This window comes from Streptomyces sp. NPDC053750, assembly GCF_044544295.1.
Classification (GTDB): Bacteria; Actinomycetota; Actinomycetes; order Streptomycetales; family Streptomycetaceae; genus Streptomyces.
In genome coordinates this window covers 1-10,272 of record NZ_JBITXB010000036.1, presented here as the reverse complement: position 1 = coordinate 10,272, position 10,272 = coordinate 1, and the positions used below count along the sequence as shown (strand labels likewise).

Annotated in this window: 10 protein-coding genes and 3 pseudogenes; 6 read left to right on the top strand and 7 right to left on the bottom strand. The window is 70.0% G+C overall.

Annotated features, from left to right (window positions below; genetic code table 11):
• From ACIGO6_RS40060 to ACIGO6_RS40045, 4 genes and pseudogenes are all read right to left on the bottom strand, one after another.
• A pseudogene (locus tag ACIGO6_RS40060) lies at positions 1-858 on the bottom strand (ABC transporter permease); the annotation flags it as partial.
• Positions 840-1,469, bottom strand: a pseudogene (locus ACIGO6_RS40055) (ABC transporter substrate-binding protein); the annotation flags it as partial. The pseudogenes ACIGO6_RS40055 and ACIGO6_RS40060, both read right to left, overlap by 19 nt.
• 314 nt (positions 1,470-1,783) lie before the next feature.
• Entirely contained in the window at positions 1,784-1,867 is an 84-nt protein-coding gene (locus ACIGO6_RS40050) for a putative leader peptide (protein WP_351136315.1), read from the bottom strand.
• Between the two features lie 63 nt (positions 1,868-1,930).
• Positions 1,931-3,160 carry an ROK family protein gene (locus ACIGO6_RS40045; RefSeq protein ID WP_399885472.1) on the bottom strand — a complete coding sequence of 410 codons (1,230 nt, stop codon included), beginning with the start codon at positions 3,158-3,160 and terminating at the stop codon, positions 1,931-1,933.
• 539 nt (positions 3,161-3,699) lie between these two features.
• Here ACIGO6_RS40045 and ACIGO6_RS40040 point away from each other — a divergent pair.
• Both ACIGO6_RS40040 and ACIGO6_RS40035 read left to right on the top strand, forming a co-directional pair.
• On the top strand, positions 3,700-4,704 hold the full coding sequence (locus tag ACIGO6_RS40040) for a TauD/TfdA dioxygenase family protein (protein ID WP_399885470.1): 1,005 nt from the start codon (positions 3,700-3,702) through the stop codon (positions 4,702-4,704).
• Positions 4,701-6,122: a sulfatase-like hydrolase/transferase gene (locus tag ACIGO6_RS40035; protein WP_399885468.1), complete on the top strand. Its 1,422-nt coding sequence runs from the start codon at positions 4,701-4,703 to the stop codon at positions 6,120-6,122. The genes ACIGO6_RS40040 and ACIGO6_RS40035 overlap by 4 nt, the downstream gene beginning before the upstream one ends.
• 557 nt (positions 6,123-6,679) lie before the next feature.
• Here ACIGO6_RS40035 and ACIGO6_RS40030 read toward each other — a convergent pair.
• Positions 6,680-7,171: a hypothetical protein gene (locus tag ACIGO6_RS40030; RefSeq protein WP_399885466.1), complete on the bottom strand. Its 492-nt coding sequence runs from the start codon at positions 7,169-7,171 to the stop codon at positions 6,680-6,682.
• A gap of 294 nt (positions 7,172-7,465) precedes the next feature.
• Between ACIGO6_RS40030 and ACIGO6_RS40025 the strand changes: the two genes are divergently transcribed.
• Positions 7,466-8,158, top strand: a complete 693-nt coding sequence (locus ACIGO6_RS40025) for a hypothetical protein (RefSeq protein WP_399885464.1) — start codon at positions 7,466-7,468, stop codon at positions 8,156-8,158.
• 262 nt (positions 8,159-8,420) lie between these two features.
• Here the strand turns inward: ACIGO6_RS40025 and ACIGO6_RS40020 are convergent, their stop codons facing one another.
• Complete coding sequence (locus tag ACIGO6_RS40020) at positions 8,421-8,828, bottom strand: hypothetical protein (RefSeq protein ID WP_399885462.1); 408 nt, start codon at positions 8,826-8,828, stop codon at positions 8,421-8,423.
• Between the two features lie 3 nt (positions 8,829-8,831).
• Between ACIGO6_RS40020 and ACIGO6_RS40015 the strand changes: the two genes are divergently transcribed.
• Both ACIGO6_RS40015 and ACIGO6_RS40010 read left to right on the top strand, forming a co-directional pair.
• Positions 8,832-9,131, top strand: a complete 300-nt coding sequence (locus ACIGO6_RS40015) for a hypothetical protein (RefSeq protein WP_399885460.1) — start codon at positions 8,832-8,834, stop codon at positions 9,129-9,131.
• A 7-nt stretch (positions 9,132-9,138) separates the two neighbouring features.
• On the top strand, positions 9,139-9,432 hold the full coding sequence (locus tag ACIGO6_RS40010; RefSeq protein ID WP_399885458.1) for a hypothetical protein: 294 nt from the start codon (positions 9,139-9,141) through the stop codon (positions 9,430-9,432).
• Positions 9,433-9,458: 26 nt separating this feature from the next.
• On the opposite strand, the gene istB is transcribed toward ACIGO6_RS40010, so the two are convergent.
• Complete coding sequence (istB, locus tag ACIGO6_RS40005; protein ID WP_399885456.1) at positions 9,459-10,082, bottom strand: IS21-like element helper ATPase IstB; 624 nt, start codon at positions 10,080-10,082, stop codon at positions 9,459-9,461.
• Here istB and ACIGO6_RS40000 point away from each other — a divergent pair.
• A pseudogene (locus tag ACIGO6_RS40000) lies at positions 10,063-10,272 on the top strand (IS5/IS1182 family transposase); the annotation flags it as partial. The gene istB and the pseudogene ACIGO6_RS40000 overlap by 20 nt on opposite strands.

Genomic DNA, 10,272 nt, shown 5'->3' with positions numbered 1-10,272 from the left:
TCACTCCCACCTGATCCGGGAGTCGAGCCAGGCATGGACGAGATCGGTGATCAACTGGACGAGGACGAAGACGGTCACGAGGAGCAGCAGCAGGTCCTGGACGACCGGGTAGTCCCGGCGGGTCAGGCCCTGCTCGGCGAGCTGGCCGAGACCGGGCCACGCGAAGATGGCCTCCACGAGCACGGCACCGCCCAGCAGATGGCCGGTCTGCATGCCCAGCAGGGTGACGACGGGCGGCAGCGCGTTGGGCAGGGCGTGGCGCCACAGCAGCCGGCGCGGGGGGACGCCCGCGCCGGTGGCCGTGCGCACGTAGTCCTCGGCGAGGGCGCGTTCGATGCCGTCCTTCAGATAGCGGCCGAGGATCGCGGCGCTGGGCAGCGCCAGGCACAGCGCGGGCAGCAGCAGGTACTGCACACCCAGGTCGGGGGCGGTCAGGAGGGAGACGCGCCCGCCGGACGGCAGGACCTTCAGCACCACCGCGAACAGCAGCACCAGCAGGACGCCGGTGACGAACGGCGGCACGGCCAGCGCCCCGGTCGTCAGGACCCGGACCGTCGCGCGCACCCAGCCGCGGCGCGCGGTGGCGCCGAGCACCCCGAAGGCGGTGCCGAGGACGACGACGAACAGCAGTGCGCCCAGAGTGAGTTCGACCGTCGCGCCGAGCCCGTCGCCGATGAGGTCGGCGGTCTGGCCGCCGATGGCGTACGAGGGGCCGAGGTCGCCGGTGAGGAGGCCGCCGATCCAGTGGACGTACTGGAGGGGCAGGGGGTCGTCCAGGCCGAGGCCGTCCCGGATGGCGGCGACGGTCTCGGGACCGGCGTCCGGCCCGGCGAGGGAGGTGGCGGGGTCGCCTGCGACCGGCGCCGCGTCAGGGCCTCCTCGACGGAGTTCCGATCGGTGATGATCATGAACTCGAAGAGGTCGAAGAGGTTGTTGACGCGGTGGGCGAGCTTGAGCACCAGCTTGTGGTCGCCCTGCTTCTCGAAGCCGGTGATCACACCCGCCGTCGCCCTCAACTGGGCGGCGCTGGCGGGGTTCTGGAGGTTCTTCACGGCGAAGATCACGTCGTCGGCGGTGAACGGCCGGCCGTCGTGGAAGGTCACCCCGGAGCGCAGTTCGAGGGTGATGCTGCGGCCGTCCTTCGCGTACTGCCAGGAGGTCGCCAGTTCGGGCTGCGGTGTCAGCCGGTCGTCGTAGCGGGTCAGCGTGTTGTAGACGAGGCGATGCTGGAAGGACTGGCTGCTCTGCGCGAACAGGAGGCTGGGGGTGAAGTCGCTGTTGATGGCGACGTTCACCGTGCCGCCTCGCCTCGGCTTGGCGGCGCCCCCGTTCTCGGCGGACTCCGACTCGGAGACGGCCGAGCGGCAGCCCGCCAGTCCCAGCCCGAGGAGCAGGGTGCCGCCGCCGGCGGCGCGCAGAGCTGTCCGCCGGGAGGGTGTGGCGGCAAGGGAAGGGTACGACTCGGTCATCGGATGCCTGCCTGTGACGATTCGAAGGATGATGAGGCGAAGGGCGACGAGGTGACGCCAGGACGCGGCGAACGGCGCCGTGCGCTCGACGCCGCGGATCATTACTTCCGCTGCGAGCGGAATGCATGGCCGCGAGGTCGTGCGAACGGTTGACGGTTCGGCACGGGAGTGCGCGAGTCGGCGCTGTGAGCGCGGATCGGCGTCCACGGACGATCCGCGATGCTCAGCGCGTTCAGGCGCGTATCAGGAGAGAGGCTGCGTGGGCGAGCCGGAGGCGTCGGCCAAGAGACGCGGCCCGCTCGCGGGCGAGGTGATCAGACGCGAACGGCACAGACCGCGCTGGCCTGCCGACACAGGTCGACGTGCCTGCGGGAGACGAGGCGCTTGTCTGGATTCACGCCAGCAATATGACAGTGACCTCGTCCGGCGGTCAACGACGCTGTCCGTCCAGTGAGACGACCTCAGTGCTTCCGCTTCGTGCCCGCCTTCTCTTCCATCGTCCGCAGAGGCGCCCTGAACAGCGGGTTCAGCAGTACGGTGCCGGCCGCGACGGGCAGCGTGGCCGGGCCGGCATGCGGGCTGACGATGCGCTCCGGGTCGTCGCAGACGGACGAGAGATCGACAGCGGCGCCCCGGATCTCCTCCAGGTACTCGGCGTTGAGGATGCTGGCGTGCTCGGTGACGACCACCAGCTCGGGGTTGACGACGTCGAGCAGCAGAGCGACCGCTCTGCCCACCGCCCGGGCCCGCTCCCTCAGCAGCCGGTCCGCGCGCCGGTCACCCGCGGCCGCCGCGTCCACGACCAGGAAGATGTCCGGTTCCGGCACGATTCCCCGGCGCGCCGCGGTCGCCGCGACGGCGGTGTTCGACGCGGTCGCCTCCAGGCAGCCGGAACGGCCGCACGGGCAGGGGACGGTGGAGTCGGGTACGGGCAGGTGCGCGACGTCGCCCGCCGCCGAACCCGGCCCCTGGTGCACCACACCGGCGATGCCCAGGGCCGCGTCCACGACATTGCCGACGAAGAGGTGGACGAGACTGCGCCGTGCGGCCGGCCTGCCGAAAAGGACCTCCGACTGGGCGATGGCACGCGCGTGGTTGTCGATCCGCACGGGCAGGCCGTCCAGGCCCTCGGTGAGTTCCGTGGCGAGCAGCCGGTGCCGCCACCCGAGGGCCTCGTGCCGGACGACCGACCCCTGCACCGGATCGACCCAGCCGCCCAACGCCGCGCCGACTCCCAACAGGGGCCTTTTGCCGACGTGTTCGGTGAGGAAGGTGCGCAGCTCGGCGGCGACGGTGGCCGGCAGCAGCTCCCGGTCCAGTCCGTCGTGCGGGACGAAGCGCCGGGCGAGCACCCTGCCCCGCAGGTCGACCAGGCCCAGCGTCGATGCGGGCACGCCGAGGTGCAGGCCGGCGGCCACCGGCCCGCCGACCGCGCCGAGGTGCAGGTCGATCGGGATCTGCGGGCGTCCCACACCCCGGCCCTCGACGAGGTCGGGCAGTTCACGCAGCAGCCCGGTGCGCGACAGGTCGGTGGCCTGCCGGGACACGGCGGCCGGGCTGAGCCCCGAGAGCCGGGCGACGGCGCTGCGGGCGACGGGTCCGTGGTCGAGGACCGTCCGCAGCACGAGGGCCGCGTTCGCCTCGCGCCGGCCGTCGCCGACCATCCTGGGCGGGTGGGGGGTGGACGTCATCGATGCCTCTCCACGTTGCGGGGACATGAAATCCCGAAGCCGATCGCGGGCCGCCCCGCAACTGGGGCGCCATGGCGTCGGATCCTTCGGTGCGACACCTGAAGTCGCCTGGTCAGGACGGCTTTTGAGGGCCGACGGTCAAGTGCCGTGCAGAGGGCATTGAAGCACCCCGGGACGGTATTCGGCGTCCGGTCCCCGTCCTTGACGAGCCTCGCGAGGCCCTGTCAGTCTCCGAGGCATGCTCACCACGGCCGCTTGCGAGTCGCGGCTCGGCACTGCCGCCCCGGGCACCGCCCCGGCGCTCTGTCCGAGCCTCTGTCGGGCTGCCACCGGCGCCTGAGCCGGTCCCGCTCCGCGGCTTCGCTCCGCCGCACTCGTCGTCGTAGCAGCTCCGCATCGCCGCCCCTCGCGTCACCCGGCATCCGCTCAAGTCACGCGGCTTGCGGGCGCGATCCCTCCCTCACCCCAATTGCTTCCCCTCAGGAAATAACTCCCCGCGAGTCGACGTGCGTCGCTCGCGACCCAGGAAGGACACCCACATGACCACTACAGCCTCGGCCCCCGCCGTCACCGTGCAGAAGGTCGGTGGCCGGCTCGGCGTCGTGATCTCCGGCGTCCGCCTCGGCGGCGACCTGCCCGCCGCCACCGTGGCGGAGATCCGCGCCGCCCTGCTCGCACACAAGGTCGTCTTCTTCCGCGGCCAGGACCACCTGGACGAGGAGCAGCACGAGGCCTTCGGCCACCTGCTCGGCACCCCGGTCGCCCACCCCACCGTCCCCTCCGCCGACGGCCGCTACTCCTTCCCGATCGACTCCGACTACGGCGGCCGCGCCAACCAGTGGCACAGTGACGTGACCTTCGTCCCCGCCTACCCGGCCTTCTCCATCCTGCGCGCCTCCGTCGTGCCCCCGTACGGCGGCAACACCCTGTGGGCCAACACCGCGACCGCCTACGCCCGGCTGCCCGAGCCGTTGCGCCACCTCGCCGACGAGCTGCGCGCCGTGCACTCCAACGACTACGACTACGCCGCGCTGCGCCCCGACGCGCTGCCCGAGCAACTGGTTCGGTTCCACGAGGTGTTCACGTCGACGAAGTTCCTGACGGAGCACCCCGTCGTACGCGTTCACCCCGAGACGGGGGAGCGGGTCCTGCTGCTGGGCAACTTCGTCCAGCGCATCAAGGGGCTGACCGCGCCCGACTCGCGAGCCCTGCTCCAGCTCTTCCAGTCCCACATCGAACGGCCCGAGAACACCGTCCGCTGGCAGTGGCAGGTCGGCGACGTCGCCATCTGGGACAACCGGGCGACGCAGCACTACGGGGTGGACGACTCCGACGACCACGAGCGCAAGCTGCGCCGGGTCACCATCGACGGTGACGTCCCGGTCGGCGTCGACGGCCGCCCCTCCGTGCTGCTGTCCCCGGAGTCGGTGCCGGACCCGGCCTTCGGTGCCGCGTCGGGCGCATCGAGCACGTCGGGCGCCTCGGACGTGACGGGCGCCTCGGACGCGTCGGGCGCCTCGACCGCGGAGGCCGCCACCGCATGACCGTGCCCCGTCGTCCCCACGTGATCGTGGTCCTCACCGACCAGCAGCGCTGGGACACCACGGGCGTGCACGGCAACCGGGCGGGGGTGACTCCCGAGTTCGACCGGCTGGCCCGCGAGGGCACGCTCGTCGAGCACGCGATCACCCCCAACCCGGTGTGCGCGCCAGCCCGTTCGGCACTCCAGACCGGCCTGTACCCGACGGCCACGGGCGTGTTCCGCAACGGTCTGCCCCTCCCGCCCGACGTACCGACCCTCGCCGGGGTCTTCGACGCGGCCGGCTACGCCACCGGCTACATCGGCAAGTGGCATCTGGCGGGCGAGGACGGGCCCGACGGGCCGGTTGCTCCCGAGCGGCGCGGCGGATACCGGTCCTGGCTCGCCTCGGACCGGCTGGAGTTCACCTCCGACGCCCATCGGACGGTGGTCCACGACGAGGACGGCGAGCCGGTGCGTCTGCCGGGCTACCGCTCGGACGCGCTCGTCGACGCCGCGATCCGCTTCGTCGCCGACCACCACGACCGCCCGTTCCTGCTCTTCCTCTCGCTCCTCGAACCGCACCACCAGAACCCGGCGGACGACTACCCGGCGCCGCGCGGCTACCGGGAGCGCTACGAGGGCCGTTGGGTCCCGCCCGACCTCGCGGCGCTCGCGCCGGGCACGCCGCACGGCGGGCCGTACCGCCATCTGGGCGGCTACCTGGGCCAGATCAAGCGGGTCGACGAGGGGCTGGGACGGCTGCGTGACGCGCTGTTCGGCCTGGGCATCGAGGGCGACACGGTGCTGGCCTGGACGGCGGACCACGGCTCGCACTTCCGTACCCGCAACAGCGAGTACAAGCGCTCGGCGCACGAGGCGTCCGTACGGGTGCCGTTCGCCCTGACGGGGCCGTCCTTCCGCGGCGGCGGTCTCGTCCGGCAGCCGGTCAGCACCCTGGACCTGATGCCGACCCTGGTCGACGCGGCCGGACTGACCGTCCCCGAGGGCCTGCACGGCAGGTCGCTGCTGCCGCTGCTGCACGGCGGGCCGGACCCGCGGCGCCCGGGTTCGGTCCTCGTGCAGATCAGCGAGGACCACATCGGCCGTGCGCTGCGCACCGAGCGGTGGAAGTACGTCGTGGCGGCGGCGCGGCCGGATGCCGACCCGTGGCGGGAAGCGGCCGCGGACCACTACCGGGAGACGGAACTCTACGACCTCGCGGCGGACCCGTACGAGCTGGACAACCTCATCGGGCTGGACTCCCACGCCTTCGTCGCGGACGAACTGCGTGCCGAACTGCTCGGCCGGCTGGCCGTCGTGGAGGGGGCGAGCCCGGAGATCACCCCGTCACCGGCCCGGTCCGTCCCCCAGCGCAGCCCCGACACCCTGCCCCGCTCGGTGCCCTGGGAGGAGGTGCGGTTCGGCCACCAGAGGCCCTGACGCCTTGCGTGGTCGCTCTGGGCCAGGTCTGGGCACCCGGATCTTCTCCAGGACCGGCTTGAACTGGGTGCAGACTGCCCGCTGCCCTGGAGTGACGGTCAGGGACAGCGGGCGGCAGCGGCCGTCCGCGCTCAGGTGGAGCTTGCTGGTGAACCCACCCCGCGAGCGGCCCAGGCCCTCACCCCCAGCACCACCTCCACCAAGCGGGCGACGAGGCTCTGCCACGGCGTCTCGGCCTGGTGTTCCATCTCTTCGGCCCCCTTGATCCCGGAGCCGGAGCCGGAGCCGGAGCCGGGACCGGAGCCGGAGGCGGGTCGGTGCGGGCGCCGGCCGCATGCTGGTGCGCGCGGACAATGGTGGAGCCGACCGAGATGTCCCAGCACCCCGGTCCGCATCCGGTGCAGAATCCCGTCGATCACCTGCCGGTGGTTCCGCCACCGGCCACAACGCCTGTTGCTGACCGGCAGTAATGGGCGGGAGCCGTTCCCACTCGGCATCACTCAGATCACCCCGTCCCATGGCAGGAAGAACGACCTGGACAGACAGCAGTCACAAGATCACACGAACTCTGATCCCTGCTCCGTGACGAAGGGCGCGTATCCGACCGGGACCTCGCTCACCTGAAGGTCCGAGAAGAGCAAGGTCACGTTGTGCGCGTTGGTTTCGATGCGCACCTCGTGAAAGTCGCTCCCGAGGGCCTTCGACCAGCGGCGGGTCGCCTCGGACTCAGGAAGGAGTTTGGCTCCCGGGTACAGGCCGTGCCACTTCACCCCCCAGACATATCCGTCAAGGTCCACACCGGGTTCGTGGTCGATGAGCCGGTCGTCCAAGGAGACCCGCCAGGTCTCCGCCGGCACTGACGTCTCACACCGGGCCTCGACGCAGTACCGGAAGAGATATCGCAGGTGGGACGGCGCGATGCCGGTTCGGGGATCAGTCGTCGCATAGACGATGACCTCGTAGTCGCGCATGTAGTTGGTGTGTCCGTGGTGCACGACAGCATGATCGAAGGTCTCGTCCAGCAACTGCTCAATTACGGCGGTGTCCATGCCGCCCTTCTACCTCACTGGGCAGACCCTCGATAATGAGATTTACGGGTGCTGGGCGCCGCTGCCCTCAGAGATCGCCCGGACAAGTTCTAGACGTTCACACTGGTCGTGCCGATGTCAGGTCCGCGGTCTGTTGGTGGGACAGCAGTCCGGCGACGGCCTGGACGGTGTCGCTCAAGTGCTCGCGGCGGCCGAGGTGGCGGGCCAGGGCCCGCCAGTTTTTCAGGTGGGCGCGACGGGCCACAATGTCGGAACCGCGTGACTGGAGCGGGCGCGCATCGCCATAGTGTCAGCGTGATCGATACGCTGATAGCCGCGTTCAGCTCCATCGTCGCTCTGGGGGCGCTGGTAGTGAGCTTCATAGCCCACCGGCATCAAGTGGTCCGGGCCGCGGCTCTTGACCTTCGCGAGGAGCGCGTCGAAGCGCGGGAACAAACACTGGAGCGGCGAGAGCAACGAATTCAGGCGTCAATGATCGAAATTCGTGTCACCAGTTCCCAATCGTCGCTGCACGACGGATGGGTGACACCCCGGCTGGAGATCGTGAATCCGAGCAATCAGCCCATCACGGCCTTGAACGCCAGCGACCGCGGTGAGGCCGTGGGTGGTGTGTCCGGCTCGGTCAGCTCGGGAACGACCCGGTCCTTTCCGCTACTGCCGTCGGAGAGCGGAGTGCTACCGCACCAGGTGACCATCACCTTCACCGACGCCGCAGGGACCCGCTGGCGCCGAGACGGTGGAGGTGGCCTGCAAAGGGGCGTTCGGACGGCTAACGGCGGATGGGATTGGAGGGATCGGGAAGAGCCGGTCATCACGGAGTCGCGTGCCAACGATTACCTCCCTGCACCGCCCCCTTCGGCCGCCTGGTCGGCTCTCGCCGAGAGCGACGAGTCCCGCAGCGGTCGGCGTCGCCTGCGTCTGGGTGCCCTGGCTGCGCTTGTAGTTGCGGCGATCGTAGCGACAACGCTCGTGCACATTCATCGGTGATCACGACATTGAGCCCAGAAGGTCGCAGTCCCGCTGTCACCCGATCCGGCGAGAGCACCACACTTACCGGTAGTTCGTTGAAATCCGGCGGTGATGTGGGTTGACGGCCGGTTCGGTTGGTCGTAGGCCAGCCGCCGCGCCTCGCTCACCGGGCGCCTCGTCGCCCGCGGCAGCCGGGGCAGGGGGCGCCCCCTCGCTGGAAACGGTGAGGAAGACGTGCGAGATGCCGTGGCGGCAGTCGTTGCAGCGCCGGGGCGGGTGGTCAGGCGCTGCGGCTCGGCTTGCGCGTGGTCGTCTTCTTCGCCGTGGTCTTCTTGGCCGGTGTCTTCTTCGCGGTCCGTTTCTTCGGTAGTGCGTGCACGTCGGCGTACCCGCTGTCGCCGCGGCCGGCTTTCGCTTTGACGACGGACTCGTTCAGTGCGGCCATGAGGTCGACCAGCTGGCCCGCCTCGGCGGGCTCGGATGTGGCGGGCGGTTCCCGGTGCTCGCGTTTTGCTTCGATCAGCTCGGCGACGGCCTCGGTGTAGGTGTCGCGGAACTCGTCGCCTTCCAGGTCGTCGCGGGTCATCGTGTCCATCAACGCGAGCGCGCCGTCGATCTCCTCGTCGGAGAGTTCCACCGGCGGCGGCGTCAGCGAGGACGGTTCACGGATCTCGTCGGGCCAGCGCATCGCGTGCAGGACGATCGCCTCGTCCCGGACCCGCAGCAGACCCAGGCGTTCCCGGTGGGCCAGTTGAGTGCTGGCCTTCAGCAGAGCCAGGCGGACCGTGGCGAGGCTGGTTCCTTCCCGGTCCGCGCCACGGGCCCGGACGGCAACGTCTGGTTCGCCCGGCCCCAGGACGTCCAGATCGGGAGGATCACCCCCGCCGGGGTGGTCACGGAGGACGACGTGCCGGCCGGGAACTCCACCCCGGTCGGGATTGCCTCCGGTGCGGACGGCAATCTGTGGTCACCGCTCAGAACCTCAACATGATCGTGAAATGAGCATCACGGGTGCGGTGAAGTACTTCAAGGTGCCCACCGGCGGCGCCAAGCCCTTCGACATCACCCTCGGTCCGGACGGCAACATGTGGTTCACCGAATACAACAGCCACAAGATCGGGAAGATCACCCCGGCCGGGGCGCCATCACCGAGTACCGGTGCCCACCGCGGGATCGTGCCCGGACCAGACCATCACCGGCCCCCACGGCAAGATATGGTTCACCCACGTCAGCACCAACAAGATTGTCGGCGTCGCTTGAATAGTGAGCCGTTCCCGGCGGGTGAAAAATGACCCCCCATTGCGTCAGTTGATGTTGGTCATTCCCCGGTGTTGGCGGCGGGAACCCGTCCGAGGTCGCGGCCGCGCATGCGGTAGCTGTCGCCCTTCAGTGAGATCACCTCGGCGTGGTGGACGAGTCGGTCGATCATTGCGGCGGCGACGGTGTCGTCGCCGAAGACCTCGCCCCAGCGTCCGAAGGGCTTGTTGCTGGTCACGATCACGGAGGCGCGTTCGTAGCGGCCCGAGATGAACTGGAAGAACAGGTTGGCTGCCTCGGGTTCGAAGGGGATGTATCCCACTTCGTCGACCACGATCAGCGGGATCCGTCCCAGCCGGGTCAGCTCGTCGCTCAGCCGCCCGGCCTGGTGGGCTTCGGCGAGGCGGGTGACCCACTGGGCGGCGGTGCCGAAGGCGACGCGGTGGCCGGCCTGGCAGGCCCGGATGCCGAGCCCGGTGGCGAGATGGGTCTTGCCGGTTCCGGGCGGTCCCAGGAAGATCACGTTCTCCTTTCCGGCGACGAAGTCCAGTGTCCCCAGATGGGCGATGACCTCGCGTTTCACTGAACCTCTTTCATCCTGTGCTGGAGGGTGAAATGGGCTGGTCAGCGGGTGTAGTGACGAGGCAGGGCCCCTCGTCGTTGGCGTGGTGATTCCACTCAACACACCGGCGACGGAAGGGGCCCTGTTGGTTCCGTATCCTGCCACGCTCGACGTCCCGCACGAGCTCGTCGAGCATGTTGCCTGGCTGCTGTATGAGGACCGCCAGGCCCGTAACACCCGCTGGCGCAAGCTCGGTTGCTTCAGGCAGGCGCTGCTCACGCTGGTCCATCTGCGTAAGAATGAGACGTTCTCG